20 protein-coding genes are annotated in these 25,893 nt (G+C 62.6%); 9 read left to right on the plus strand and 11 right to left on the minus strand.

Annotated features, from left to right (window positions below):
* Positions 1-209 precede the first annotated feature (209 nt).
* Positions 210-1,481, plus strand: a complete 1,272-nt coding sequence (locus ACSMEV_RS12485; protein WP_459205424.1) for an OprD family porin — start codon at positions 210-212, stop codon at positions 1,479-1,481.
* Positions 1,482-1,679: 198 nt separating this feature from the next.
* The gene (locus tag ACSMEV_RS12490; protein WP_459205425.1) at positions 1,680-6,014 is read left to right on the plus strand and encodes an NEL-type E3 ubiquitin ligase domain-containing protein; all 4,335 of its coding nucleotides are present in this window, start codon (positions 1,680-1,682) and stop codon (positions 6,012-6,014) included.
* Between the two features lie 45 nt (positions 6,015-6,059).
* Here the strand turns inward: ACSMEV_RS12490 and ACSMEV_RS12495 are convergent, their stop codons facing one another.
* Together ACSMEV_RS12495 and ACSMEV_RS12500 are read right to left on the minus strand one after the other, a co-directional pair.
* Positions 6,060-6,554, minus strand: a complete 495-nt coding sequence (locus ACSMEV_RS12495) for a DUF934 domain-containing protein (RefSeq protein ID WP_296267626.1) — start codon at positions 6,552-6,554, stop codon at positions 6,060-6,062.
* Positions 6,538-8,190 (minus strand): nitrite/sulfite reductase, encoded by a 1,653-nt coding sequence (locus ACSMEV_RS12500; RefSeq protein WP_459205426.1) that lies wholly within the window; start codon positions 8,188-8,190, stop codon positions 6,538-6,540. The genes ACSMEV_RS12495 and ACSMEV_RS12500 overlap by 17 nt, the downstream gene beginning before the upstream one ends.
* A gap of 214 nt (positions 8,191-8,404) precedes the next feature.
* Between ACSMEV_RS12500 and ACSMEV_RS12505 the strand changes: the two genes are divergently transcribed.
* Positions 8,405-9,472 (plus strand): ABC transporter substrate-binding protein, encoded by a 1,068-nt coding sequence (locus ACSMEV_RS12505; protein ID WP_459205427.1) that lies wholly within the window; start codon positions 8,405-8,407, stop codon positions 9,470-9,472.
* A 443-nt stretch (positions 9,473-9,915) separates the two neighbouring features.
* Here ACSMEV_RS12505 and metH read toward each other — a convergent pair whose 3' ends face one another.
* Positions 9,916-13,623 (minus strand): methionine synthase, encoded by a 3,708-nt coding sequence (gene metH, locus ACSMEV_RS12510; RefSeq protein WP_459205428.1) that lies wholly within the window; start codon positions 13,621-13,623, stop codon positions 9,916-9,918.
* Positions 13,624-13,795: 172 nt separating this feature from the next.
* Between metH and ACSMEV_RS12515 the strand changes: the two genes are divergently transcribed.
* From ACSMEV_RS12515 to ACSMEV_RS12535, 5 genes are all read left to right on the plus strand, one after another.
* On the plus strand, positions 13,796-16,108 hold the full coding sequence (locus ACSMEV_RS12515) for a fatty acid cis/trans isomerase (RefSeq protein WP_459205429.1): 2,313 nt from the start codon (positions 13,796-13,798) through the stop codon (positions 16,106-16,108).
* 125 nt (positions 16,109-16,233) lie between these two features.
* Positions 16,234-17,256: an acyltransferase family protein gene (locus tag ACSMEV_RS12520; protein WP_459205430.1), complete on the plus strand. Its 1,023-nt coding sequence runs from the start codon at positions 16,234-16,236 to the stop codon at positions 17,254-17,256.
* 70 nt (positions 17,257-17,326) lie between these two features.
* Entirely contained in the window at positions 17,327-17,911 is a 585-nt protein-coding gene (nfuA, locus tag ACSMEV_RS12525) for a Fe-S biogenesis protein NfuA (RefSeq protein WP_296267640.1), read from the plus strand.
* Positions 17,912-18,146: 235 nt separating this feature from the next.
* On the plus strand, positions 18,147-18,755 hold the full coding sequence (locus tag ACSMEV_RS12530) for an SCO family protein (protein ID WP_296267642.1): 609 nt from the start codon (positions 18,147-18,149) through the stop codon (positions 18,753-18,755).
* The gene (locus ACSMEV_RS12535) at positions 18,755-19,243 is read left to right on the plus strand and encodes a copper chaperone PCu(A)C (RefSeq protein ID WP_459205431.1); all 489 of its coding nucleotides are present in this window, start codon (positions 18,755-18,757) and stop codon (positions 19,241-19,243) included. Before ACSMEV_RS12530 ends, ACSMEV_RS12535 begins: the two co-directional genes overlap by 1 nt.
* A gap of 45 nt (positions 19,244-19,288) precedes the next feature.
* Here the strand turns inward: ACSMEV_RS12535 and ACSMEV_RS12540 are convergent, their stop codons facing one another.
* The 7 genes from ACSMEV_RS12540 to ACSMEV_RS12570 all read right to left on the minus strand — a co-directional run bounded on the left by ACSMEV_RS12540 (position 19,289) and on the right by ACSMEV_RS12570 (position 23,912).
* The gene (locus tag ACSMEV_RS12540; RefSeq protein WP_459205432.1) at positions 19,289-19,516 is read right to left on the minus strand and encodes a hypothetical protein; all 228 of its coding nucleotides are present in this window, start codon (positions 19,514-19,516) and stop codon (positions 19,289-19,291) included.
* 144 nt (positions 19,517-19,660) lie between these two features.
* Positions 19,661-20,491, minus strand: a complete 831-nt coding sequence (locus ACSMEV_RS12545) for an AraC family transcriptional regulator (RefSeq protein WP_459205433.1) — start codon at positions 20,489-20,491, stop codon at positions 19,661-19,663.
* Complete coding sequence (locus ACSMEV_RS12550) at positions 20,488-20,802, minus strand: AzlD domain-containing protein (protein WP_459205434.1); 315 nt, start codon at positions 20,800-20,802, stop codon at positions 20,488-20,490. The genes ACSMEV_RS12545 and ACSMEV_RS12550 overlap by 4 nt, the downstream gene beginning before the upstream one ends.
* On the minus strand, positions 20,799-21,491 hold the full coding sequence (locus tag ACSMEV_RS12555; RefSeq protein WP_459208337.1) for an AzlC family ABC transporter permease: 693 nt from the start codon (positions 21,489-21,491) through the stop codon (positions 20,799-20,801). Before ACSMEV_RS12555 ends, ACSMEV_RS12550 begins: the two co-directional genes overlap by 4 nt.
* 88 nt (positions 21,492-21,579) lie before the next feature.
* The gene (locus tag ACSMEV_RS12560) at positions 21,580-22,230 is read right to left on the minus strand and encodes a sel1 repeat family protein (RefSeq protein WP_459208338.1); all 651 of its coding nucleotides are present in this window, start codon (positions 22,228-22,230) and stop codon (positions 21,580-21,582) included.
* A 276-nt stretch (positions 22,231-22,506) separates the two neighbouring features.
* Positions 22,507-23,133 (minus strand): LysE family translocator, encoded by a 627-nt coding sequence (locus ACSMEV_RS12565; RefSeq protein WP_459205435.1) that lies wholly within the window; start codon positions 23,131-23,133, stop codon positions 22,507-22,509.
* Complete coding sequence (locus tag ACSMEV_RS12570) at positions 23,130-23,912, minus strand: YqcI/YcgG family protein (RefSeq protein WP_459205436.1); 783 nt, start codon at positions 23,910-23,912, stop codon at positions 23,130-23,132. Before ACSMEV_RS12570 ends, ACSMEV_RS12565 begins: the two co-directional genes overlap by 4 nt.
* Before the next feature lie 328 nt (positions 23,913-24,240).
* Here ACSMEV_RS12570 and ACSMEV_RS12575 point away from each other — a divergent pair, with 328 nt between their 5' ends.
* Positions 24,241-25,161, plus strand: a complete 921-nt coding sequence (locus ACSMEV_RS12575; RefSeq protein WP_459205437.1) for a LysR substrate-binding domain-containing protein — start codon at positions 24,241-24,243, stop codon at positions 25,159-25,161.
* Between the two features lie 12 nt (positions 25,162-25,173).
* Here ACSMEV_RS12575 and ACSMEV_RS12580 read toward each other — a convergent pair whose 3' ends face one another.
* Positions 25,174-25,860: a GNAT family N-acetyltransferase gene (locus ACSMEV_RS12580; RefSeq protein WP_459205438.1), complete on the minus strand. Its 687-nt coding sequence runs from the start codon at positions 25,858-25,860 to the stop codon at positions 25,174-25,176.
* Positions 25,861-25,893: the final 33 nt, after the last annotated feature.

The raw sequence follows: 25,893 nt of genomic DNA on the forward strand, positions 1-25,893 counted from the left end.
TCCGTCTGCGCCCCTCGATACGTCGTCTGTGATCCGGTGACTGGGCCCTGGGCGAGCGAGGACTCGCCCGTACTCCCTGCGACCTGACGATCGATTGCCTGGCGCAGGCTAGACACGTTCCGTAAGCTAGCCGGCCAACTTTTCCATCTGTTTTGTTGCAGATACACCATTATCGAGAGTCGAGCATGTTGATTACCGCAAGGAGCCTGATGGCGCTGGCCACTGTAGCCGCCGCCCCGTTGGCCATGGCCCAGGATTCGCAGGAGCAGGGTTTCATCGAAGGCAGTCACTTGAAGGGGCTGACCCGTAATCTCTACTGGGACCACGACACCAAAGGCAAGGGCGGCGATCAACGCGAGTGGGGGCAGGGCTTGCGCTTCGACTACACTTCCGGTTTCACCACAGGAACCGTGGGACTGGGTCTGGACGTCAGTGGTTATTCGGCGTTCAAGCTCGACGGCGGTCGCGGGCGTGCCGGGGCGGGGGTGTTGGTACCGGACGGCGATGGCGCCAAAGACGCTGCCGGCTCGGGCGGCGGGGCCGTCAAGCTGCGGGTGTCTGCCACCGAACTGCGCTATGGCAACAACCTGCGCCCGTACAACCCGGTATTCGCCCCGGCCGATACCCGTCTGCTGCCCGCGACCGCCACAGGTTTCTGGCTGACCAGCGCCGAGTTGGAGGGCCTGAACCTGGAAGCGGCGCACCTGACCGCCGCCAAGGACTTCAACAGCACCAACAGCGACGACGATTTCTACGCCGCTTACGCAGGCGTGGGTACCGGCACCGTCGACTTCCTGGGCGGTACCTACGCGGTCAACGATCGCCTGAGCCTGAGCCTGTACACCTCGCGCTACGAAGACATCTGGCGCCAGACCTACGTGAATTCGCTGTACGCGCTGCTGCTGAGCGATACCCAGAGCCTGAGCTTCGATTTCAACCTGTATCGCACTGATGACGAAGGGCGCCAACTGGCGGGCAAGATCGATGTCACCGCCTGGTCGATGGCAGTGGCCTACACACAAGGCGCGCATACGTTCAAGCTGACCCACCAGCGCATCGACGGCGATCAACCGTTCGACTATCTGGGCATGGGGCCGGGCACCTACCATGACTCGATCTACCTGGCCAACTCCTCGCAACTGGTCGACTTCAACGGCCCTAACGAGCGTTCCTGGGGCGCGTTCTACGACCTCGACATGTCGTTGTATGGCGTACCGGGCTTGACGTTCCAGGCTCGCTACATCCGCGGCACGGGTGTCGATGGCAGCAAGGTCGCCGCCGGCAGCGTCTATGACTACTACGCCGACAGCGAGGACCACTGGGAGCGTGACCTGACGGTGCGCTACGTGGTGCAGAGCGGGCCGGCCAAGGACCTGTCGCTCAAGGTGCGACAGGCCACCCACCGCATCGGCAACGGCAAGTCCAGTGGGTCGGCGGATCAGGTTCGGGTGATCGTCGAATACCCGATCGACGTGTTCTGAAAAAAGGTGCTGCGCCTGAGTGGCGCAGCCCGATTCACTCGCGATGGGATAGCTCCTGGTAACGGTCGTACCTGCACGTTTCGCCAGTTCCCCCAGCGGTAGCCACAGGCAGGTACGTGACTCCCTAGACATAGCTACCGAGTGTGCGAGAAACACGTCGCTCAGACTTGGCTTTTCCCCCACACGAGAGGCCTCGCCATGTCCGACCATCTTGCCCCGACCACCAGCATCGACATGCTGATTGCGCATCGATTGCCCGTTTGGTTTCGAACGGCCTCGCCCGAGCAGCGTGCCGCCCTGCGCAGGCACCTGCTCGAGCAGCAGCATGCCCATGCCCAAGCCCAGCGCGTGCTCGATACCATTCCCGCATTGCCCTTGTTTGGCGAGGCCTTGCTGTCTCCCGTATTGGAGCGTGAACTCGCGTGCCGGCTGGATGTGCGTACCAGCCAACTGGACCTGGTGACGCATCTGCCAGAAGCCAGTGCCAGCCTGGGTATAGCGCAGACCTACAGGCGCCACACCAGTCGACAGAGTCTGTTGGCGGCGGCCCTGCATAACTTCGATCCCAGCGAGACGCAGGCGGCTGCTTTCTCGGCCGCGACGCAAATCGTCGACGCCGCCCACACGCCCATTGCCTTGGCGCCCGAGCGCTTCGCCCAGCTATGTCGAACACTGGACATCGGTGGGCAGTACCAGCGTCGGATCAAGGCGGTGCTAAGACCCGAGGACGGCACGCGCGACACCGTCGAGCATACGCTGCAGGAAGCCTTTCGCACGACGCTCGCCGCAGACGCCTGCCTGGCTCGCCTGCGCGGCGGTCTGGACCAGGACAACTACCGCCGTCTGGCGGCGCTTGCCGCGCCCGAGCACGTGGTACCACCCGATGCGCATGTGTTGAAGGCCCACGAGGTACGCGTATTGGGCAAGCGGGTCAATGGTGTGCTGGCTATCGAAGTACGGGTCGACGCTTCGCCGGATGCCAACCTCGAAACCATCATCTTCTGGATTCCCGGCGATCCGGTCGCCAGGGTCTCCATGCACGCTTCTTGGCGCGCGCTTTCGATCGCCTTGGCCGGGCGTTTCGCGGTGCCTGGGTATGCGGCGTTCTTCACGCAACTGCTGGCCAGGGCCGATCAACTGGCGTTCAGCCAAGCACTGGCGCGCAACTTGAGCGAGGGAAGTGCCAGTACCCCTATAGAAATCGATGGTCGACACACGCCGATCGATGGCGACGTGTTCGCTCATTTGCGCCTGCGCCAAGTCGAAGGTCTCTTGGCTGACGCCAAGGTGTTGGCAGTGCCGACCGACGAGGAAAACCGCAAGGTCCGTGCCGCTCGACTGGAAGGCTATGTCAACGCCGGGCTCGATCTGTTCGGACTGGTCAGCTTTTTCGTACCTGGACTGGGCGTGGCGATGCTGGGCATCGCCGCCCTGCAATTGGCTCAAGAAGTGTATGAGGGTTACGAAGATTGGCAGCTGGGAGACCGTGAAATGGCACTCGCACACCTGTTCAACGTGGCCGAGGACATCGCGGGCAATGCTCTGGTGGCAGGCGCGCCTGTGGCTGTGCTGGGTCTGGCCCAGCGTACGTTGTTCGTGGACGGTCTTGCGCCGGTCGTGGGTTCGTCCGGTACGTTGCGCCTGCTCGACCCGACACTGACGGGCTATACCAGCCGAGCAGGTGCAGAGGAGGCGTCATCGCCCACTGTTCGTCATGTCGACACTCAGGCCGGCAGGCTGCGCCTTGAGCGCGCCCACGAACACGCTCACTGGCGGGTCGTTCATCCAGCGCGCCAAGGGGCCTATGCGCCCATTGTCGAGAGCAACGAAACGGGCGGATGGTGGCATGCGCTGGAGCAACCTCAGTACTGGAACGATGTCGGTGAACTAGTGCGCCGGCTCGACAGCGAAGCCGCCCAGGCCAGCGACGAGGCAGCGCACTTTGCGTTTTGCGCCACTGGCATGACCGAAGACCAACTGCGTGGCCTGCACCTGGAAGTCGCGTCTGCGCCGGCGCGATTGCGTGATGCCCTGCAACGCTACGACGTACACGTTCGATTTCCCGACCTACGAGGCGAGGCGTTCGAGGCACAGGTCGCTACGCTTCAGCCTTCCGTACAGCCTGCTGCGCAGGTGCTCAGGCGCGATTTCCCAGGTCTGACCCCGCTGTGTGCCAACGAACTGGTCGAACGCGCCACCCAGGCCCAGGTGCAACGCATGATTGACGAGCAGCGCGTGCCATTGGCGCTGGCCCAGCAAGCGCGCTGGGTCCTGCACGATGCGCGCCTGGACCGTGCGTGCGCGGGATTGATGCGTGACCAATTGGCCGGGCGCGATACGGAAAAGTTGGCTTTGGGTCTCATCGAAGCGGTGGCGCCTTGGCCGGATAACGTGCGGATAGAGATTCGTCAGGACACCCCGCAGGGCCCTCTGCTGGCCCACTCGACCGCAGCGACGGACGCCGAGGCTAGAGTGATCGTCAACCACCAAGGTAGGTATCGTTGCGTGGACGCCTCAGGTGCCCTCGTGTCAGGCAGTCGTCTGGAGGACACGCTGACCGAAGCGCTCTTGCTCAGACTGGATGGTTTGCAAAAAACATTGCTTGGTCAGGCAGATCTGAGCGCCACGGCGCTGGGCGAGCGTCTCGTCCAGCAGGCGAATCGATCGCGTGGCGACGCGGCACGTATCCTGGGCATGGCGACCGAGCGCCAGGGGTTCAGACCGCCGTCGCGACTCGGTGATGGCCGCGTGGGGTATCCGCTGAGTGGGCGGGGCGAAAGCAGCCAGCAGGCGTTCAGCCGTGGCCTGCTCCAGCTTTATCCGACCTACTCTGCATCGGACATCGAAGCCTTGCTCAGCGACCTGCGCGCGCGCGGCATCGACCCCTGGAACTACCTGCACGAACTGCACCAGCAACTGGCAACCTTGAGGTCCGCTCTCGAAGCCTGGCAGGCGGAGCCAGGCACGCTGCTTCAATCACTTCGACGGCGTGAAGTGGCTTCACGTATTCGGCGCTGCTGGCGCCGCAAGCGTGGAGGCCCCGACAGTGCGCGACTGGTCATCGCAGGCGAACGTATTGGCCAACTGCCTTCGCTGCCGGAAAGTGTCGACTTCGGTCATGTGCAGGAGCTGGTATTGCGCGACATGGCCCTGACCCAGCTACCGGCTTCGTTCCTGAGTCGTTTCCCCAACCTGCGGCTGCTCGATGTGCGCCATAACCAGTTGACGCGCCTGCCCGAGAGCATCGAAACGTTGGTGCACCTGAGACGGCTGCGTCTGGGACACAACCGAATCGTCTGGGATGCCCAGAGCGATCAGCGTCTTGCGGCGCTGGCCCATCTCGACCGGCTCGAACTGGACGGCAATCCGCTGCAGGCCGTGCCCAACCTTGCCGCGTTGCGCGACCTGCGCGACGTGTCACTGCGCGATACCTCGACTGCGCAGGTGCCGGACTGGGTGCGGCAGCGGCCCTTCGTCGAGAGCGTCGATTTGCGAGACAACGCCATCAGGCGGGTGCAACCTTCGTGGTCTGAGTTTTTTCTAAGACGTCTGTTCGTGCACGACAATCCACTCGAAAGCACCAGCGTTGATCAAATCAATCAGGCCACGCAGGCGGAGGAGGCCGCTTCCCAAGCGCGGGACATTACCCACGCCCATATGCGGGTAGACACCGTGGCGCGCGATCATTGGCTGGGCGAACTGAGCGGCGGGGAGCGTGCCGAGCACCAAGCTATCTGGGACAGGTTGGAGGCTGAGCCAGGTAGCGGTGATCTGCTGCGTTTTTTTGCCGATCTGACTCACTCCAACGAGTACCTGCAGCGTCCGAAGCGGTTCCGCGCGCGCATCTGGAGAATCCTGCGCGCCTGCGAGCGCGACAGTCAGGTCAGAGAAGCGTTGTTCCAACAAGCGGCCGGCCCGCGCACCTGTTCTGATCGCGAGTTGCTTGTGCTCAGCCAGCTCGAGGTGGGTGTCTTGGTCGCCGAATGCACCCAGGGTTATACAGGTGCGATGGCCACACGGAGGTTGCTGAAGCTGGGGCGCTCGCTTTATCGACTCGACGAGGTGGACCGATTGGCCGCGGGTCATATCGAAGTCCTCCGCAGTAGGCCCGCGGCGCCTCCGGTGGACGACATCGAAGTCATCATGTCCTATCGCGTTTACTTGTCCGGGCCGCTTGGGCTGCCTGAGCAGCCAGATTACATGTACTTCGGCTCATACAGCCCGGTCACCGCCGCTGATATAAACCTTGCACGCACGACCATTCTGGCTGCCGAAACCCATCAGGCGATCGCGCAATCGCTGGTACAGCGTGATTTCTGGGTAGACCATCTGCGCCAGCGTTTCGGGCATCTGATAGAAGAGATGAACGCACCGTTTCATGTGCGGCTCGAAGGTCTCGAAGGCTGGAACACGCTGTTCGGCGAGCAGGCTTACCTGGACAAGGTCGAGCAACTGGCGGCCGAGCGCCAGCGGGCAGAGCAGGCGCTGCTGTCGAGATTGACGCTCCAAGAGGTTAAGTCGGCACCCTACTGAGTTACAGGCAGGCGTCCTGGGGCCTTTGGCGGCCCCAGGGCGGCATCAACGACGGCGGAACAACGGTAGCGGCTCGTCGGTTGCGGCCTGATAGGTGACCGAGAAGTCCTTCAAGCCCGCGAGGGCGTCCTCTGGATCCTTGTCGGCACGGACCGCGAATGCATCGAAACCACAACGCGCCATATAGAACAGTTGGTCGCGCAGCACATCGCCAATGGCACGCAGCTCGCCCTTGAACTGATAGCGATCGCGCAGCAGGCGCGCGTTGGAATAGTTACGCCCGTCGGTGAACGCCGGGAAATTCAGGGCGATGACCTGGAACTGCGCGACGTCTTCGCCGATTTCCTCGGCTTCTTCGTCGGCATCCAGCCATACGCCCAGACCACCATCGCGGGCCTTGAGGGCATGGCCATGATCGCGCCACATCTGCAGCGGCACGATGTAGTCGTCGCAGTTGGTCAGTTCGTCGAACGAAGTGTCCTTGGGCAGCAGGTGCCAGGTCTCGTCGATGATCTGGCCGTTCTTAATGATTCGCTGCATAGACGCGCTCCTTGAATGGGTCGATGCCGATCCGCTGGTAGGTATCGATGAAGCGCTCGTCTTCGGTGCGTTTTTCCACGTACACGTCGATCAGCTTGCCGATCACTTCCGCCATCTGCTCCTGGGCGAAGGAGGGGCCGAGGATCTTGCCCAGGCTGGCGTCGCGCGAAGCGCTGCCGCCGAGCGAGACCTGATAGAACTCCTCGCCCTTCTTGTCCACGCCGAGAATGCCGATGTGGCCGACGTGGTGGTGACCGCAGGCGTTCATGCAGCCGGAGATGTTCAGATCGAGCTCGCCGATGTCGAACAGGTAGTCCAGGTCGTCGAAGCGGCGCTGGATCGATTCGGCGATCGGGATCGACTTGGCGTTGGCCAGCGAGCAGTAGTCGCCGCCCGGGCAGCAGATGATGTCGGTGAGCAGGCCGATGTTCGGCGTGGCGAAGCCGCCCTCGCGCAGTTCCTGCCACAGCGTGTGCAACTGGCGCTGCTCGACGTCGGCCAGAATGATGTTCTGTTCGTGGGACGTGCGCAGGAAACCGAAGCTGTAGCGCTCGGCCAGGTCCGCCACGGCGTCGAGCTGCTTGTCGGTCAGGTCGCCTGGGGCGACCCCGGTGGGTTTGAGCGAGAGCGTCACCGCGACATAGCCGGGGCGCTTGTGCGCGCGGGTATTGCGCGCGCGCCAGCGGGCGAAACCTGGGAAGTCCTGTTCGAGGCCAGTGAAGTCGACGTTCTCCAGCGCCTTGTAGTCCGGATCGACGAAGTGGCGCGATACGCGTTCGACTTCGGCTTCGGTCAAGGTGCTGCTGCCACCGCGCAGGTGAGCCATTTCCGCCTCGACCTTTTCGGCGAACACCTCTGGGGTCAGGGCTTTGACCAGGATCTTGATCCGCGCCTTGTACTTGTTGTCACGGCGACCGTAACGGTTGTACACGCGCAGGATGGCGTCGAGGTAGCTAATCAGGTCTTGCCAGGGCAGGAATTCGTTGATGAACGAGCCGACCACTGGCGTACGGCCCAAACCGCCGCCGACCAGCACGCGGAAGCCCAGCTCGCCGGCCTCGTTGCGCACCGGCTCCAGGCCGATGTCGTGCACTTCGATGGCGGCGCGGTCGTCCTTCGAGCCATTGATGGCGATCTTGAACTTGCGCGGCAGGTAGGCGAATTCGGGGTGGAACGTGGTCCACTGGCGGACGATTTCACACCAGGGCCGGGGATCGACGAGTTCGTCGGCCGCGACGCCCGCGAATTGGTCGGTGGTGGTGTTGCGCAGGCAGTTGCCGCTGGTCTGGATCGCATGCATCTGCACGGTGGCCAGCTCGGCCAGGATGTCGGGGATGTCTTCGAGCGCCGGCCAGTTGTATTGCACGTTCTGCCGGGTGCTGATGTGGGCGTAGCCCTTGTCGTAGTCTCGCGCGATCTTGGCCAGGGTGCGGACCTGGGTGGCGTTCAGCTGGCCATAGGGCACAGCGACACGCAGCATCGGCGCAAAACGTTGGATGTACAGGCCATTCTGCAAACGCAGAGGGCGGAATTCTTCTTCGCTCAGCTCACCGGCCAGATAACGGCGGGTTTGATCACGGAACTGCTTGACGCGGTCCTCGATGATTCGCTGATCGTACTCGTCATATACGTACATATAAGTCCTGTCTCAGGCTGCAGGCAGCTATTCGCGCGCACGGCCGCGCACTCCGTCTCGGAGCCGGGGGAAGATAGCAGGTTGCGTTTATGCGCTAAAGTGATGTTTTTGCATATGCAAATAACCGCTTGGCCTAATAGCCAAGCCGTGTTCGTTTATGTGCGACATATACCTGTTTATACTCCGACGTTTGCTCCAGCAGGAACCCGTCCCGATGTTCAAGGCCCTTGGCCTGTGGCTTGGCTTGTCGCTATCGTTCGCCGCGCAGGCCACCTCTGTGGTGTTTCTCAACCCAGGCTATCGCCAGGAAGACTTCTGGTCCCGTTATTCCTCGTTCATGCATGCCGCAGCCGACGACCTCGGCATGCAGCTGCGCATCGAATACGGTCAGAGCCAACCCGCGCTCATTCTGGATCAGGCGCGACGAGCGCTGAATGCGTCCGACAAGCCCGATTACCTGGTCATGGTCAACGAACAGTACGTGGCCCCGCAGATCCTGCGCCTGGCCCAGGGCAGTGGGGTCAAGGTGTTCATCGTCAACAACGCCCTCACCCCTGCGCAGACGCACAGTGTCGATACGCAGCCCGAGACCTATGCGCCGGTGCTCGGTACCTTGAGCGTCAACGATGAGCAGACCGGTTTCGAAATGCTGCATGGGTTGCTCGAGCAGTTGCCCAATGAAGACGGCCCGATCGATCTGGTGGCCTTCGCCGCAGTGAAGAACACGCCCGCTTCGCAACTGCGCGAGGAAGGCATGCGTAGAGCCCTGGCGGACTTTCCCCAAGTGAGGCTGCGCCAGGTGGTGTATGGCGGATGGAGCCGTCAGCGCGCTTACGAACAGGCTCAGGTGCTGGTGCAGCGTTACCCAAGACTGCGTCTGGTGTGGTGCGCCAACGAAGAGATGGCCTTCGGCGCGATGCGCGCCTTCCAAGAGGCCGGGCGCGTGCCGGGGCGCGATGTACTGTTCAGCGCCGTCAATGCCTCGCCCGAAGCCTTGCGCGCGCGCGTCGACGGGCGCTTGAGCGTGTTGGCGGGCGGTCACTTTACGGTGGGTGGCTGGGCGATGGTGATGCTGCACGACGACGCCCAAGGTGTTCCCATTGACCGCGACGGGTTGCGCGAACACAAGGTGTCGGTGCTGCACTTGATCGATCGCACCGAGGCGCAGCAGTGGCTACTGAGCCTGCGCCGCAAAGACCTTGGCCTGGACCTGCGGCATTTGAGCGCCAAGGGGCGCCCGGCGGATTACCGCTATCCCTTCCTGCAAGTGCGCTCGCCATAGCCTAGCGTGCCGATGTAGCGCTCGATCACTCGCGTACCCTGGTTTCACCACCCGTGGCGGCTGTTTCGGATACCCGGCGAAAAACCCTGCTTGAGAGAAGGGCTTTGCTGGTCTTTACTCTGAGGACCACGGACATCCCCGTGTGCTAACAAGAGGCCATGCAATGGGTAATCCAACCAAGGTCCGCAAGTCCCACGGCAGTGTCGACACCTGGGCGATCCTGTGTCTGATCGTGCTGGTCGTCATCACGGCGGCGTACTGGGCCAACCACAGCTGATCTACCGTCAACGCCGTCGGTCGAACGCAAACAGCCTGGGCGCGCCAACGTCCAGGCTGTTTGCGTTCGACCGACGAGCATGGAGCGCGCCGCTCGCTTTTGGTATCACCCAACCTGCACAGGGGCGCTTCTGGAGCGTCCCTGTGCACGCGCTGGCTGACCGTTCTCAGTGGTCGTAACCCAGGTTGGGCGCCAGCCAGCGTTCGCTCAGGCTCACGTCCTGACCTTTGCGCGCGCTGTAGCTGTCGATCTGGTCCTTGTCGACCTTGCCCACGGCGAAATACTGCGCCTGCGGGTGGGCGAAGTACCAGCCGCTGACCGCTGCGGCCGGGAACATGGCGAAGTGCTCGGTGAGGAACACCCCGCTCGGACCGGTTTCGCCCAAGGCGGTGCCGTCGAGCAGGCGGAACAGGGTCTCCTTCTCGGTGTGGTCCGGACAGGCGGGGTAGCCCGGGGCAGGGCGGATGCCGCGGTACTGCTCCTTGATCAGCGCCTCGTTGTCCAGGTGCTCGTCGCGGGCATACCCCCAGTGCTCCTTGCGCACCTGCTCGTGCAGCCACTCGGCGCACGCCTCGGCCAGGCGGTCGGCCAGGGCCTTGACCATGATCGAGTTGTAGTCGTCGCCTTTGTCCTGATAGGCCTTCGCCACTTCCTCGGCGCCAATGCCGGCAGTGGTGATGAAACCGCCCACGTAGTCAGTGACGCCGCTACCCTTGGGCGCGACGAAGTCGGCCAGCGACCAGTTTGGCTTACCGTCAGGCTTGATGGTCTGCTGGCGCAGGTGGTGCAGGGTGGCCAGCGGTGCGCCATCGTCGCCGTAGACTTCGATGTCGTCGTCGCGCACCTGGTTGGCCGGCCAGAAGCCGAACACCGCACGCGCGCTGATCAAGCGTTCGTCGATCAGTTTGTCGAGCATTTCGCGGGCATCCTGGTACAGCGCGGTGGCCGCTTCGCCGACCACTTCGTCGGTGAGGATGCGCGGGAACTTGCCGGCCAAGTCCCAGGAAATGAAGAACGGCGTCCAGTCGATGTAGTCGGCCAGGGTGCGCAGATCGATGTCGTCGAGCACTTTCACGCCGGTGAACGACGGCACCGTCGGCTGATAGCCGGCCCAATCGTAGTTAGGCTTGGCAGCGATGGCCTTGGCATAGCTCAGGCGCTCGGTGCGGGCGCTACGGTTGGCCGTGCGCTCGCGGACCTCAACGTACTCCTGGCGGGTCTTGTCGACGAAGGCGGGCTTGAGCTCCTTGGACAGCAGCTGCGTAGCCACGCCTACCGCACGCGAGGCGTCGGTGACGTAGATCACCGCGTCGTTGCTGTACTTGGGCTCGATCTTCACCGCCGTGTGGGCCTTGGACGTGGTCGCACCGCCGATCATCAGCGGCAATTCGAAGCCCTGGCGCTGCATCTCGCGCGCCACGTGGACCATTTCGTCCAGCGACGGCGTAATCAGGCCGGACAGGCCAATGATGTCGCAGCGCTCGTCGCGGGCGGTCTGCAGAATCTTCTCGGCCGGCACCATGACGCCCAGGTCGACGATGTCGTAGCCGTTGCACCCCAGCACCACGCCGACGATGTTCTTGCCGATGTCGTGCACGTCGCCCTTGACCGTGGCCATGAGGATCTTGCCCTTGGCCTCGGGCTTGTCGCCTTTCTCCGCTTCGATGAACGGAATCAGGTGCGCCACCGCCTGTTTCATCACCCGCGCCGACTTGACCACCTGGGGCAGGAACATCTTACCCGCGCCGAACAAGTCGCCGACCACGTTCATGCCGCTCATCAGCGGGCCTTCGATGACCTCGATGGGGCGCGCGCATTGCTGGCGGCACTCCTCGGTGTCTTCGACGATGAACGCGGTGATGCCCTTTACCAGCGCATGCTCGAGGCGCTGATCGACCGGCAGCGAGCGCCAGGCCTCGTTCTCCACTTCCTTGACCGCGCCACCGCCCTTGTAGTCGTCGGCGATCGCCAGCAGGGCGTCGGTGCCTTCCGGAGTGCGGTTGAGCACCACGTCTTCGACTTTCTCGCGCAACTCGGCCGGGATCTCGTCATAGATTTCCAACTGCCCGGCGTTGACGATGCCCATGGTCAGGCCGTTCTGGATGGCGTGGAACAGGAACACTGAGTGGATCGCTTCGCGCACCGGGTTGTTGCCGCGGAAGGAGAACGACACGTTGGACACACCGCCCGAGGTCAACGCATAGGGCAGGTGGTCGCGGATGTATGCGCAGGCTTCGATGAAGTCCACGGCATAGTTGTTGTGCTCTTCGATGCCAGTGGCGACGGCGAAGATGTTCGGGTCGAAGATGATGTCTTCAGGCGGGAAGCCCACCTCATCGACCAGGATGTCGTAGCTGCGCTGGCAGATCTCGCGCTTGCGCGCTGCGGTGTCGGCCTGGCCGACCTCGTCGAAAGCCATCACCACCACGGCCGCGCCATAGCGTTTGCACAGGCGGGCATGGTGTTTGAACTGCTCGACGCCTTCCTTCATGGAGATCGAGTTGACGATGCCCTTGCCCTGGATGCACTTCAGGCCGGCTTCGATCACTTCCCACTTCGAGGAGTCGATCATGATCGGGACGCGGGAAATGTCCGGCTCGCCGGCGATCAGGTTGAGGAAACGGACCATGGCGGCCTGGGAGTCGAGCATCCCTTCGTCCATGTTGATGTCGATCACCTGGGCGCCGGCCTCGACCTGCTGCAGGGCCACTTCCAGCGCTTCGGTGTAGTTCTCTTCGCGGATCAGGCGGGCGAACTTGGCCGAACCCGTGATGTTGGTGCGCTCGCCGACGTTGACGAACAGCGAGCTGCGATCGATGGTGAACGGCTCCAGGCCCGACAGGCGGCAAGCCTTGGGAATTTCTGGAATGGCCCGCGGCGCGTACTTGGCCACGGCCTCGGCGATGGCCTGGATGTGCCCGGGCGTGGTGCCGCAGCAGCCGCCGATGATGTTGAGAAAACCGCTGGCGGCGAACTCTTCAACCACTGCGGCCATTTCCGCCGGGCTTTCGTCGTACTCGCCGAAGGCGTTGGGCAGGCCGGCGTTGGGGTGCGCGGAGACGAAGGTGTCGGCCTTGGTCGACAGCTCTTCCAGATACGGGCGCAGTTCCTTGGCCCCCAGGGCGCAGTTCAGGCCCACCGAGATCGGCTTGGCATGGCGCACCGAGTTCCAGAAGGCCTCGGTGGTCTGACCCGACAGGGTACGGCCGGACGCGTCGGTGATGGTGCCGGAAATCATGATCGGCAGTTCGATGCCGTCGTCCTCGAACACCTGCTGCACGGCGAAGATCGCCGCCTTGGCGTTCAGGGTGTCGAAGATGGTTTCGATCAGGATCAGGTCGGCGCCGCCTTCGATCAGGCCACGGGTCGCTTCCACATAGTTCTCGACCAGTTCGTCGAAGGTGACGTTGCGGTAGCCGGGGTCGTTGACGTCGGGCGAGATCGAGCAGGTGCGGCTGGTCGGGCCGAGCACGCCGGCGACGAAGCGCGGGCGGTTCGGCGTTTCCAGGGTCTTGGCGTCGGCCACCTGGCGGGCGATGCGCGCGCCTTCGACGTTCAGCTCGAAGGCCAGGCGTTGCATACCGTAGTCGGCCTGGGAAATCTGTGTGGCGTTGAAGGTGTTGGTTTCGAGGATGTCGGCACCGGCGTCGAGGTAGGCTTTCTCGATGGCGGCGATGACCTCGGGCTGGCTCAGCAGCAGCAAGTCGTTGTTGCCTTTGACATCGCTTGGCCAATCGGCGAAGCGCGTGCCACGATAGTCGGCTTCCTCCAGACGGTAGCTCTGGATCATGGTGCCCATGCCGCCGTCGAGAATCAGGATGCGCTCTTTGAGTGCCTGCTGAAGAGCGTGAAGACGAGCGATGCGGTCGGACATGGCAAACTACCTGGTCGGGCGATATCAGAAGGTGCGCGATGATAGCAAAGTTGCATGGTTTTTAGACGCCATGCCCTTTTGCATGAATAACACTCATGTTGACGCACCCGAGCCATTTACCTTTTGCAACTGTCCATACCTGATGGCCATTTAGAACCAGGACTTCCCCTACATGATCCACCGTTCATTAGCCGCCTTCGTCGCCTGCGCCGTCGTTGCGCTGTGCGGCACGCCGGCGTTGGCCCAGGGCCTTGCGAGCAGCCCTTCGATTTCCTATACGCGCGACGTCCAGCCGATCTTCACCGAGAAGTGCGTGGCCTGCCACGCCTGCAACGATGCCGCCTGCCAGCTCAACCTCGGCAGTGTCGAGGGTGCCCTGCGCGGCGGCTCGAAGATGCCGGTGTATCAAGGCGAGCGACGTACCGCTGCACCGACCACGCGGCTGTTCTATGACGCCGTCGACGAGGATGGCTGGCGCAAGAAGGGCTTCTATTCGGTGCTCGACAATCAGGGCAGTCAAGCGGCCTTGATGGCGCGCATGCTCGAACTCGGCCATAAAGCGCCGTTGACGCCCAACGCGAAGATCCCTGAGGGCATCGTCCTGGGCCTGAACCGCACCAACATGTGCCCGGCGCCGCAGGAGTTCGAAGCCTATGCCGGTGCGCACCCCAAAGAGGGCATGCCGCTGGCCGTCACGGGCCTCACCGATCAGCAATACCAGACGTTGCAGCGCTGGCTGGCGGCCGGCGCGCCGGTCGATTCCACGGCGCTCGAACCCACCGCCGTCGAGGCACGGCAGATCGCCGACTGGGAGACCTTGCTCAACCGTCCAGGCGCCAGTGAAGCGTTGGCCGGACGCTGGTTGTACGAGCACTTGTTCCTGGCCCATGTGTACTTCGAGGGCGGCAAGGCAGGGCACTTCTTCCAGTGGGTACGCTCACGCACGCCATCGGGCAAGGCAGTGGACATCATCGCCAGCCGTCGTCCGAACGACCCACCGGGCGGCGACTTCTATTACCGCCTGGTCCCGGTCAAGGGCGTGATCGTGCACAAGACCCACATCACCTACCCGCTGAACCCAGCCAAGCTGGCACGGGTCAAGCAGCTGTTCTACGCCGGCGACTGGCAGGTGACGGCGCTGCCCGGCTACGGGCCGCAACGCCGCGCCAACCCGTTCGAAACCTTCGAGGCCATTCCAGCCCGCGCGCGCTATCAATTCATGCTCGACAACGCCGAATACTTCGTGCGCACGTTCATTCGCGGGCCGGTCTGCCGCGGGCAAATCGCCACGGACGTGATCCGCGACCACTTCTGGGCGCTGTTCCAGGACCCCGACCAAGACCTGTACATCACCGATGCCCGCTACCGGGGCGAAGCCACGCCGCTGCTGGCCATGCCCGGACAGATCGATGACGTGGGCAGCGTGCTGAGCCTGTGGCGCGCCTACCGCGACAAGCGCAACGCCTACGAAGGCCTGCGCCGCGACGCGTACGCCGCAGCGCCAGCACCGACCTGGGCCACGCTGTGGACGGGCAACGACAACGCGCTGCTGAGCATCTTCCGCCATTTCGACAGCGCCACGGTGAACAAGGGCCTGATCGGCGATGTGCCGCAGACCACTTGGTTGTTCGACTACCCGCTGCTGGAACGCACCTATTACCAGTTGGCGGTCAACTTCGACGTGTTCGGCAACCTGTCGCACCAGTTGCAGACCCGGTTGTACTTCGACCTGATCCGCAACGGCGCCGAAGTCAACTTCCTGCGCCTGATGCCTGCTGACAAGCGTGGCGCGATCCTGGGCGACTGGTATCAGGACAGCGGCAAGATCAAGATCTGGCTCGACTACGAAGACATCGACACCGATACCCGCAGCGGCCTGGCCTTGAGCGAGCACCACGCTGTGCGCGACTTCGGCCAACAGTTGTTGCAGCGTACCCAGGGCCTGAACGTCGCGCCCGATCCGATCAACCGCTGCACGGGCGCCTACTGCTCGCGGCCAGACCAGGCCGAAGCCTTCCGCAACGCGGAGCAGTCGCTCAGCCGATTGGTCTCGCGCCCGGCTGCGGGGCTGAAGGTCATCGACCAGTTGCCCGAAGCGACCCTGTTGCGAATTCAGGCGCCGGACGGCAAGCGCCAGGTCTACAGCCTGTTGCGCAACCGCGCCCACAGCAACGTCGCTTTCCTGCTTGGCGAGGCCTACCGCTACCAGCCAGGGCTCGATACGTTGACGCTTTATCCGGGTGTGCTCACCAGCTACCCGAACTTCATGTTCAACGTGCCTGCCAGTGAAGTGCCGGCCTTCGTCGATGCCTTGCAGTCTGCAGGCGACGACCAGGCGCAATTCGAGCGCATCGTGCAGCGTTGGGGTATACGCCGTTCCCATCCGCAATTCTGGGACTACTTCCACGATATGAGCCGTTTCATCGAAGAAACCGAGCCTGTGGAGGCCGGCGTGCTCGATATGAATCGCTACGAAAACCTGTGAGAGGGTGGCGGGGAGGGCACTGACCTTTCCCGGTGTACTGCGGTCGTAGGCATGTGGTCGTCTTGCCGGGTCAGCTTTTCCAGCGCTCGGCAGGGCAGTAATGCACTAACGACGTAGGAACACGCATGCTGTATTCCCTCCAAGCACTGCGGGCGTTCGCCGCCTGGGTGGTGGTCTGCCACCACTTCATGCAAATCTTCTTCGACTTCCATGCCTCCAGCCCGCTGGGCCGTTTGTTCACCGAGCGCGGTGCGGTAGGGGTCGATATCTTTTTCGTCATCAGCGGATTGGTGATCTACCTGTCGACCCGCGACAAGGCCATCGCCCCGCGCCAGTTCATGCTCCAGCGCCTACTGCGGATTGTGCCGGCCTACTGGTTCTACACCGGGCTGATGGCCTTGCTGCTGTTTTGCGCCAGCCGCTGGATGCCGCATCAGACGTTCGAATGGCAGCACCTGCTGCTGTCGCTGCTGTTCATCCCTGCGGAAAACCCGGGAGGCTTCGGTTTGTACCCAACCCTCAACGTGGGGTGGACACTGAATTTCGAGATGTTCTTCTATGGCCTGTTCGCCTTGGCCTTCTTCGTGCGCCAGCGCCATCAGCTGATAGTGGTCGCAGTGGCGTTGCTGCTGGCCAGTGAAGTGTTGGGACGCCTGGGCGTGGTGAGCCGTTTCTACAACAACAGCATCATCTACGAATTCCTGCTCGGCATCGGCATTGGCGTGGTCTACCGCCGCGGTCTGTTGCGCGAGGGGCTGTGGCTGCCGCTGGCCGTGCTGGCCGTCGCCGGTTACGCCATCTACCGGTTGGACGCGTCTGACCGCCTGCTGCATTGGGGTTTGCCGAGCGCGCTGGTGGTGATGGCCTTCATCGCGCTGGAACCTTATTTCCGGGGTAATCAGATGCTGAAGACGCTGGGCGACTGCTCCTATTCGGTATACCTGATTCATGTGTTGGTACTGTGGGCCGGTTGGCTGTTGAGCCAGCGCCTGCGACTCGATCCTTACCTGGTCTTCGCTTTGTGCGTGCCGCTCATCGCCCTGGCTTCGTGGGTCAGCTACCAGTGGCTGGAGCGCGGACTGTACCGGCGTGGTCGGGCCTGGCTCGAGGCGCGCAGCCAATCAAAGCAGGCGCCGGCGCTTTCCTGAGTCAAATGCTAGGACTTTGTCCGCCGCACCGGTTTGGCGTACACTGCCGGCAAGTCTGTGAGGAACCTACATGAGCGCTATAACCATTACCGACGCCGCCCATGACTACCTGGCCGATCTGCTGAGCAAGCAGAACACGCCCGGCATTGGCATTCGCGTGTTCATCACCCAGCCAGGCACTCAGTACGCCGAGACGTGCATTGCCTACTGCAAGCCGGGTGAAGAAAAACCTGAAGACACCGCCCTCGGGCTGAAAAGCTTCACGGCCTACATCGACGCCGTCAGCGAGCCGTTCCTCGAGGACGCCTTGGTCGACTACGCCACCGACCGCATGGGCGGCCAGCTCACCATCAAGGCGCCCAACGCCAAAGTGCCGATGGTCAACGACGACAGCCCGCTCAACGAGCGCATCAACTATTACCTGCAGACCGAGATCAATCCGGGTCTGGCCAGCCATGGCGGCCAAGTCAGCCTGATCGAAGTGGTCGAAGACGGCATCGCCGTGCTGCAGTTCGGTGGCGGTTGCCAGGGCTGTGGTCAAGCCGATGTGACCCTCAAGGACGGTATCGAGCGCACGCTGCTCGAGCGCGTGCCTGAGCTCAAAGGTGTACGCGACGTCACCGACCATAGCCAGAAAGAAAACGCCTACTACTGAAAGCAGGCGAGCGCCGGAGCGGAGTAGCCTCCCTCCGGCTTCTTTTTGCCTGCGCTTAGCAACAAACTGTTACTGATTCAAGGGCTGCGACAACGGGTCGCGGCCCGGATCATGGGCCTTTCGGCTTGCTTCTAGCCTTACGGCTGGCCGTGTCCAAGGTGTCGTGCAAGAATGCCCGCGGTTTTCCGGCCGGCCTGCTCGACAGGTCGGCACCTTCCCTGTAAAGGATGGTTCCATGACTGATCTGTTGACCCGGCGCGCCGTGGTGACCGGGATGAGCATCCTGGGTCTGGGCTTGCTGGCAGGCTGCAACCCGGCACGCGGGCTCGATTTCAAGTACGGCAAGAACATGAGCAATGAGATCCTGGGGCGCAAGTTCAGCCTCAAGGATACTCAGGGCAATGTGCGTACGCTGTCGAGCTTCTATGGCAGCATGCCGATGATCTTCTTCGGCTTCACCCAGTGCCCGGCCATCTGCCCGACCACCCTGGCGCGCGCGGCGCAGATCCGCAGCCTGCTGCGCGGCCGCGACCGCGACCTGTTCCAGGTGGTGTTCATTACCCTGGATCCCGAGCGCGATACTCCGCAAGTGCTCGATGCCTACGTCAAAGCCTTCGACCCGTCGTTCGTCGCGCTCACGGGCACCCCGGAAGAAATCGATCAAGTAGCCAGGGAGTTCCGGGTGTTCTACGAGAAGGTCCCGACCGGCGATACTTACACCATCTCTCATTCGTCCACCAGCTACGTCTATGACACACGTGGCACTCTGCGCCTGAGCCTGGGCCACTCCTTGAACGCCAAGGAATGCGCCGAGGACCTGGCCACCCTGATGGAGATTTGCTAATGGCTGTTTCCCTGCAACCGATCAAGCGCGGCCTGGCCGCCGTTGCACTGTTGAGTCTCGCCTTGCCGGCTTTTGCGCAGACCACTGTGAGCGACGCCTGGGTACGCGCCAGCGTGCCGCAGCAGCAGTCGACCGGCGCGTTCATGACCTTGACCGCCGATGCCGACAGCAAACTGGTGGACGTGGCGTCGCCTGTGGCCAAGACCGTGCAGGTGCACGAGATGACCATGAACGGCGATGTCATGGGCATGCGCCAAGTAGAAGCCGTCCCGTTGCCGGCTGGCAAGGCTGTCAGCCTGGATCCGAACGGTTACCACGTGATGCTGATGGGCCTGAACGGGCAGGTGAAGGAGGGCGAATCCGTACCGCTGACCCTGACCATCGAGGATGCCAAGGGCGCCAAGGAAACTGTCCAAGTGCAGGCCGAGGTTCGTCCGCTGGCCGCCGAGGCGGGTGCCGGACACGACCACATGCACATGAAGCACTGAATCGATAAGGGCCGCATCAGCGGCCCTTATTGGTTGCACGCGTGTTCAGCTGCGAAAGCGCGGTAGGGGCCTGTCCAGGCTCAGCGAAGTCAATGCCTTGCGCACCTGCGCTTCGTCGGCCTCCAAGGCCTTGAGGCTGGCGCGGATCTTTCCGGCCGCAGGTACATCGCCTTGCTGGTCGATCCAGTTGGCGATCTCTTTGCAGGCACTACTCAAACAAGCCTGGCGCTGGTTCATCAGCGATAGAAGCGTGGTGATCTGTTTTTCGGACATGGCGAAATCCTCCGATTAGCCCATGAAGTGTAGTAGAGAATTTCCACGGTAATCGCGCACAGAGGATGACGCGCACGGTATTGTCGGCATCTGCCGCTCTGGCAGCGCCGTTACGTCATTGACGTTCTCGCCCATGTCTGCTGCCTACAGGGTGCAGGCTTCGCGGTAAGTCCCAGGTGTAACGCCATACGCCTGCTTGAATTGCCGAGTCAGATGGCTTTGGTCGGCATAGCCCAATGCGAAGGCCACTTCCGAGGCCGACAGTCCACCTTTGAGCAATGCTCGTGCCCGATTCAGGCGCCGTTGCTTGAGCCAGGCGTGGGGCGGCAGACCGGTAGCTTGACGGAACACTCGGGCGAAATGGAACGGCGAAAGGTTGACCGCAGCGGCCAGCGCTTCCAGTGAAGGGGGGTCTGCCAGATGGTTTTCCAGCAGTTCGCGGGCGCGCGCCACGGCAAGCGGCTCACGGCCAGGCGGCGCCAGGTCGGCGCTGTGACCGTGGCGTTGCACCAGTGCCAAGACCGCCTGACGCCAAGCGGTCTGTTGTTGCAACGCGCTGGCGCCTGCTTCGCACAATCGATGCAAGTCGCCGAATGCTTGGGACAATGCCGGGTCCTGGATCACGCTTTGCTTGAACAGCGGCAGGCCATGACGGGTCAGCTCCAGCTCGTCCAGCACCCCGGTGACACGCGCATGGTCTGGGTAGAATCCCCGATAGCGCCAGCCGCTCTCGTGGGCCGTGGCTCCGGTGTGCAGTTCATCGGGGTTGATCAGCACCATGCTGCCCGCGGGCGCCAAGTGCTCGCTGCCACGGTGCCAAAAGCGTTGAGCGCCCGATTCGATCACGGTGAACACGTAGCCCTCGTGTACATGCGGGGCGAAACGCTGCTGAAAATAGCGTGCGTGCAGCATCTCGACATCGCCCAGCGCCGGTGCCTGCCACAAGTGGGTCTGTTCGCGGCCAGGGGTGTTCATGGCAACCAACTGCGCAACGCGAAGAACACCAACATGCTGGCGAGCACGCTCAGTAGAACGCTGCGGGTCACAAGCACCAGCACGACGGCCACCCCCGCTCCCAGCAGGTACGGGTTGAGTAAGCTCATGGACAACCGATGCCCTGGCAGAAATATGATTGGTCCGCAGATCGCAGTGAGCATGCCGGGTACTGCAAAGCCCAGGAACTGTCGGGCGTTGGCGCTCAGGCGCAGTGGTAGGCGCGGTTCCAGAAAGGCGTAGCGGTTGAGGAACACCGCAGCGCCCATGGCGAAGATCAGTAGCCAGATCATGTGCGCTCTCCAGACAGTTTTTGCCAAGTGAAACCTGCGGCCATGCCTAGCAAGCCGGCCGCGACCAGGGCGGTTTCCCAGTGCCAGTGGCTGAACAGCACCGAGCAGAACAGTGAAACGATCACACACACCAAATTCGCTGAGCAGCGTACCCGCGGCGCGATCAACGCGACGAAGGTGGCGACGATGGAGAAATCCAGGCCTAACCGGTCGAGGTGCGGGATATTTTTCCCCAGCACGATACCGGCCAGGGTGAACAGGTTCCAGGCCACATAGAACGTCAGCCCTACGCCCAGCGCGTGCCAGCGGTCGAACTGCTGTCGGTCATGATGGCTGGTGAGCGCGAAGAGTTCGTCGGTGAGTAGAAAGCCCAGGCCTAGACGCCAGCGTAGGGGTTGATCGGACAGCAGCGGGCGCATCGACAAACTGTAGAGCAGATGTTGCGAAGTCAGCAGCAGTGTCGTGAGCAAGATCGACAGCAGGCCTGCGCCGCTCTTGAGCATGCCGATCGCGACCAGTTGCGCCGCTCCGGCGAAGACGATGGCCGATAGGCCCTGTGCCTGCCACCCACTGAGCTCCGCTTCGATCGCCATGGAGCCGGCCAGCAGACCCCAAGGCGCTACCGCGAGCGATAGCGGCAAAATGGCAACGCTGCCTCCAAGGAATGCGGTGCGGGCGCGGGCGGGGATAGGCATGAATGCGGCTCGTCGACAAAGAGATTCAGCATGCGCCTACAAGACCGCCCCTGGCTTGAACGATCTTGCTCATATCGCCCGCTCAACGGTAACTGGTCAGGCGTTGCTGGGCAGTCGCGCAACCATTGATTTCGACGGCTTTCTGCCAGAGCGCCTGGCGGCGGATAGGGTCTAGGTCGCCGAGCAGGCGATAGATCTCGGCCTGGAAGTCGCGTTGTCCGCCCCAGAGCATGGCCAGCCCCTGTGGCTGCTTGCGGCTGCATGCCAGCACGGCGGCCGGTTGCGGGTAGTAGGCGGCATACAGGGTCGCCATGCCGGGCAGAGCATAGAGCGCTTCGCGGTAGGCTGGGCTGCCGTTATAAGGCGGGCACCACGTGGCGATGGCCGAGGCCGGCGGTGCAAAACCCTGGCTCAGGCTTTCTTCGAGTAGCGGGCAAGCCGCATCGGGGATTTCGGCGGCCGGCAGGTAGGTCATGTAGTACAGGGCCAGGCGGTACTTGGCCACAGGGTGGCCCAAGGCCACCGATTTCTTCAGCAATGCCACGGCAGTGGGAAGCGTATGGGCCATGGCCTGACCCTGGCGGCTCAATTCCGGGTCTTGTGCAGCGGTCGGCATTAGCGTGCTGTTGTCGCTCTGCGCATCGGCCTGCTCCAGCAGCGGCAGTGCCTGCCGGTAGAGCAGGTCGGCATGGGCATCGATCTTGACCTCAAGCGCTTGCGCGGCCATCGGCATGCACAGCGCCAACAACCAGGGCAGGGCCAGGCAGCGGGTCACTGGACGGCCTCGGGCAGGCACGGTTGGCCTGAGGTCAATGGAGCGTCGGCGGTAGGAAGGTTCATGAATGACAAGCGTGTGCCTCGGGCCGGACTGAACTGCCGCGTATTCTAGCCACGCTTTGCGTCTCCCCGAAAGATGGGAGCGGTGGAATCGGACGAGCTCAACGGGATGACAGGGTGCGTGGTACGGCCTGCCATTTCCTGATCCTGTCTTGAAGCCTGAGGGCCGCGATCAGGCTAAAAGGGTGCGCAGGTTGTAAACCATTCCGACGAGGGCGATCAGCAACAACATGACGCCTGAGACCAGCGTGATCATGCGGTTGCTACGCGCCGAGGCAATCTTGCCGATGGCGAATATGTACAGACTGAGCACGGCGAAATCGATGGCGATCCACAATAAGGACAGTACCATCATGCTTTTCCCGAACGATTCGGTGATCTGGATGAACTGCGGAAAGAAGGCGATGAAGAAGATGATGTCCTTCGGATTGGAGATGCCCACCATGAAGCCCTGCCAGAGCCCGCCGCGAGCGCTGCGTGGCGGGGCTGGCGCATCGTCGGCCGAGGGCGTATGCAGGGCCTCCTTGAGGGTGCCGTAAGCGATATAGCCGATGAACAGGCAGCCCACCAGGCTCATGGCGCTGAGCCAGGCCGGATCGACGGCGGCGCTGCTCAGGATCACCCAGGCCGCCACCGCGATCAGTATCAGCGACGCCCAGTTGGTACCCAGCGCCGTACACAGCGCCCGGCGCCACCCAGAAGTGGCAGCGGTGTTGACGACCAGAGCCACCACGGGGCCGGGGGTCGCGATCAGCAGTAAAACGGTGAGGGCGTAGGTGGCGGTTAGCGCGGTATTCACGATTCGTTCTCGGTGTCGGGATGTGGGGCAGGAATGGCCCGGAAGGGACAGCGCTGCGGTTCCAAAGCGCCAGGCTCGTGGAGTTGGTACTGCTGCCATTCGAAGTTGTCGGGTTGGCCGAAGAAACCCAGGGTCTGCGGCATTACGCCCTCGTTGTAGTGCGTTACCCGCTGACGGATCTTGGCACGAATGCGCTGGCCACTCGACGTGGTCGCGCTGGCGACTTCGTCGAAGCTTTCCCGTGGGTTGATGACGAACACGATGTGTGGCCCCAGGTGGCGGCTTTTCATCAAGCGATGGCCCGGAAAGCTCATGTTGACGAACAAAGGCATGCCGTTGAAGCAAAAGGCCCACTGCGGATCATGCGGGTCGCGCGCCAGGGAAGCGGGCCAGGGGCGCGGGTCGAGAGCGTGCATACCCTGCAATATCGACCACGCCCAGGCCTGTTGGGCGGCCAGGGTGCTGTGCTCGTCTGTCTCGACGAACGCCAGCAGTGGGCTGCCGATACGCGCTTTAGGGGGGAGGGGGCGTAGCAGATCGATGTACTGCGCCACGCCTCTGGCGATGTCCGCCGTTGCAGTGTACGCACGCGCGAAAAGCACATGGCACGTGCGAGCCGCCATGGCCTTGCGCCCGAACAGGCAGGGAAATTCGGGATCGAGCACTGTGTGGCGGCAGTGCTCGACAGCGTTGCAGGTCCAATGCGTGGGGTCGTCGGCATGGGCGGTAGCCAGTTCCGGTGCATCCAGGCGGTAGCAGATTCCGTAGCCGGTAAACATGAAGTCCCCAGGTGAGGCTTATCGGACGGTTTGGGGCGTGGTCACGCGACCTGCGAACGCAGTGTCTGGGTGGCCCCATCCTTGGTGGCCAAAGCTTGATCGAAACGACAGAGGCCGTATTCGTCAGTGTGTTTCCGAACGCTCGAGGATGCCGAAGCGCCAGTGATCGGCGACCCTTGGCTTTCGTGCCGAGTTGTTCGTTTCCTGTTGGAAGAGTTACACAGGGCTGCACTCAGCAGCCGAAGCATTCTCGGCAAAGCGGGTGAAGTTGTAAAACGCGTGCTACTGTGAGCTACTATTAGTCTCACTCATACTAAAGGCGGTTGCGATGTCTGAGCGGATTCAAGCGCTGCACGCTTTACGCGCGTTCGAAGTGGCTTCGCGCTATGGATCGTTCACCCGTGCAGCGAAAGAGCTGGCGCTCACCCAAGGCGCCGTCAGCCACCATGTCAAAACCCTCGAAGACCTGTTCGGCTGCAGCCTGTTCGATCGCCGCGGCCCGAAGCTGCATCTGACCGAACAAGGCCGCTCCTTGGCGCAGGAGCTCAAGGTCGGCTTCAAAATCATCGAAAACGCCTGCGCCTTGCTCCGCCACGACCGTTACGCGCTACGTCTCAAGGCGCCGTCCACGTTGACCGTGCGTTGGCTGCTCAGGGCGTTGGATGGTTTCAAAAAGGTCGATGACACCTGCGCCGTGCAACTGTCCAGCGTATGGATGGACATCGACTCGGTGGACTTCTACTCAGAACCTTTCGATTGCGCCATCCTGCTGAGCGACGGCCGATTTCCCACCGAGGTCGAAAGCCTCAAGCTCTTCGACGAATGGCTCATTCCGGTGTGCCATCCCGATTATCTGGATCAAGCCAAGCCCGACCTGAGCGTGCTTGCGCGCTGCGAACTGCTGCACCCCTCACCCGATCGGCGCGATTGGCGACGCTGGTTAGCGCGCCTCGATGCCCTGCACGTGAGTATCGACCAGGGGCAAGTGTTCGACACCCTCGATCAGGGCATTTCCGCAGCGCAACAGGGGCTAGGGATTTCGGTGGTCGACCTGGTGTTGGCAAGCGCCGACTTGAAAGCGGAGCGCTTGGTCACCCCGTTCAAACAGGCCGTAGCTACCGGCGACGGCTATTACATGACCTGGCTCAAGAGCAGCCCCAAGGCCTGGCAGATGCAGAAACTGCGCGACTACCTGCTGAGCCAGGTGCCTGCGGCCATGCAGCGCGGTATCCAGTACCTGTACGAATGATCACCAGGACACTCAATGCAAGCGGCGGCGTGCTCGCATGCAGGCTCTGGCCTGCTCGGCAAGGTCATCCATGCGCTCGTCGCGCTGTGCTTCGGCCGCAACCATGGCCTGGTCGCCATGCTGGTTGACCAGGTAGGCATGGATTTGCCCCACTTCGAGTGTCTTGTAGATCGGATCGACTTCCAGCCGCTCGACCAATGCGCTTTTTGGATCGCCGGTCGTGTTCATCAGCACCTGTGGGCCGCAGGCCGCAACCGCTTGCAGCCCCATGGCTTCGAACCAGGCCACCTGATGGGGAAGGGCATGCAGTTCGACGCGTGGAAACTGCTTGCGTACATCGTCCAGCAATCCTGTGCACACGCCTTGGCGACGATGGGTGGACGCTACCGCCAAAAAAGCCAGGGCGCAGGCCTCAAGGTCGTCGACGGCCGGCAAGAACAGCGCGAATCCGAGCACACGCTCCGGCGCTTCGGCGTCCAAAGCCAGGGTAAGTCTGACCTGAAACGGGTCGGCACCGTTCAGCGACTGCAGGTACTGGTGCACTTCCAGTCCCACGCCGTACTGATACAACGGGTACAGCGGATTGTCGGACGACAGGCCCAGGCTGTTCAGCTCGCTCACGTTCTCGATCACCAATTGGCGAATCTGGTCTTGAAAGGATTCGGGAGGCACACCGTCCATACGGCTGAGAATGAACATCGAGGGAAGGCTCCGGATGGGCTGTTGCGGGCC

This window comes from Pseudomonas sp. MLB6B, from assembly GCF_054508135.1.

Excerpts from the sequence above, each read along its gene's own strand:
- ACSMEV_RS12485 (WP_459205424.1), top strand. The coding sequence starts at position 210 with ATGGCGCTGGCCACTGTAGCCGCCGCCCCGTTGGCCATGGCCCAGGAT.
- ACSMEV_RS12490 (WP_459205425.1), top strand. The coding sequence starts at position 1,680 with ATGTCCGACCATCTTGCCCCGACCACCAGCATCGACATGCTGATTGCG.
- ACSMEV_RS12495 (WP_296267626.1), bottom strand. The coding sequence starts at position 6,554 with ATGCAGCGAATCATTAAGAACGGCCAGATCATCGACGAGACCTGGCAC.
- ACSMEV_RS12500 (WP_459205426.1), bottom strand. The coding sequence starts at position 8,190 with ATGTACGTATATGACGAGTACGATCAGCGAATCATCGAGGACCGCGTC.
- ACSMEV_RS12505 (WP_459205427.1), top strand. The coding sequence starts at position 8,405 with ATGTTCAAGGCCCTTGGCCTGTGGCTTGGCTTGTCGCTATCGTTCGCC.
- metH (WP_459205428.1), bottom strand. The coding sequence starts at position 13,623 with ATGTCCGACCGCATCGCTCGTCTTCACGCTCTTCAGCAGGCACTCAAA.
- ACSMEV_RS12515 (WP_459205429.1), top strand. The coding sequence starts at position 13,796 with ATGATCCACCGTTCATTAGCCGCCTTCGTCGCCTGCGCCGTCGTTGCG.
- ACSMEV_RS12520 (WP_459205430.1), top strand. The coding sequence starts at position 16,234 with ATGCTGTATTCCCTCCAAGCACTGCGGGCGTTCGCCGCCTGGGTGGTG.
- nfuA (WP_296267640.1), top strand. The coding sequence starts at position 17,327 with ATGAGCGCTATAACCATTACCGACGCCGCCCATGACTACCTGGCCGAT.
- ACSMEV_RS12530 (WP_296267642.1), top strand. The coding sequence starts at position 18,147 with ATGACTGATCTGTTGACCCGGCGCGCCGTGGTGACCGGGATGAGCATC.
- ACSMEV_RS12535 (WP_459205431.1), top strand. The coding sequence starts at position 18,755 with ATGGCTGTTTCCCTGCAACCGATCAAGCGCGGCCTGGCCGCCGTTGCA.
- ACSMEV_RS12540 (WP_459205432.1), bottom strand. The coding sequence starts at position 19,516 with ATGTCCGAAAAACAGATCACCACGCTTCTATCGCTGATGAACCAGCGC.
- ACSMEV_RS12545 (WP_459205433.1), bottom strand. The coding sequence starts at position 20,491 with ATGAACACCCCTGGCCGCGAACAGACCCACTTGTGGCAGGCACCGGCG.
- ACSMEV_RS12550 (WP_459205434.1), bottom strand. The coding sequence starts at position 20,802 with ATGATCTGGCTACTGATCTTCGCCATGGGCGCTGCGGTGTTCCTCAAC.
- ACSMEV_RS12560 (WP_459208338.1), bottom strand. The coding sequence starts at position 22,230 with ATGCCGATGGCCGCGCAAGCGCTTGAGGTCAAGATCGATGCCCATGCC.
- ACSMEV_RS12570 (WP_459205436.1), bottom strand. The coding sequence starts at position 23,912 with ATGTTTACCGGCTACGGAATCTGCTACCGCCTGGATGCACCGGAACTG.
- ACSMEV_RS12575 (WP_459205437.1), top strand. The coding sequence starts at position 24,241 with ATGTCTGAGCGGATTCAAGCGCTGCACGCTTTACGCGCGTTCGAAGTG.
- ACSMEV_RS12580 (WP_459205438.1), bottom strand. The coding sequence starts at position 25,860 with ATGTTCATTCTCAGCCGTATGGACGGTGTGCCTCCCGAATCCTTTCAA.